Raw genomic sequence first — 521 nt, 5'->3', positions numbered from 1 at the left:
AATCTGGCCCGGAATGCCGTTGCGGATGAGCTCGCCAAGGTCTTCAAGGGATCTGGCATTTCCGACCATGAAATCGCGCAGTGGAAGGGCACGCTCAACGCCTCACAGTCGCCTGAACAGCTGAAGGGGGCCGTCAAGACTGCTATCGGTCTGATGGAATCTCGCCTCTATGCCCTGAACGATCAGCGCGACCGCGGCATGAACACCTCCAGTCAGCCGCGTGACCTCCTGACCGACAAGTCAAAGGCCGCACTCGCCAAGATCGAGGAGTGGGCAAACGGAGACACGAAAGCCGAAAGCAAGCCTTCTGCTGGTGCTCCTAAGGTTGGTGACGTGCAGCAAGGTTATCGCTTCAAAGGTGGAAATCCAGCTGACCGTAACAGCTGGGAGCGTGTAAACTGATGGCTGGTCCTTGGGAGCAATACGCTCAAGCCGATAGCGGGCCATGGCAGAACTACGCGCCTGATGTCTCTACGGGCGAGGATATCGCCAAGAGCGCCGGATCCGGCCTCGCCAATGCA

At 58.5% G+C, this 521-nt stretch carries 1 protein-coding gene; it reads left to right on the top strand.

Annotated features, from left to right (window positions below; genetic code table 11):
- Nucleotides 1-402: hypothetical protein (locus CQ12_RS45495; protein ID WP_198164363.1), on the top strand; the 402-nt coding region annotated here is incomplete at its 5' end.
- Nucleotides 403-521: the final 119 nt, after the last annotated feature.

This window comes from Bradyrhizobium jicamae, from assembly GCF_001440395.1.
Taxonomy (GTDB): domain Bacteria; phylum Pseudomonadota; class Alphaproteobacteria; order Rhizobiales; family Xanthobacteraceae; genus Bradyrhizobium; species Bradyrhizobium jicamae.
This window is presented reverse-complemented; position numbering and strand designations above follow the sequence as displayed.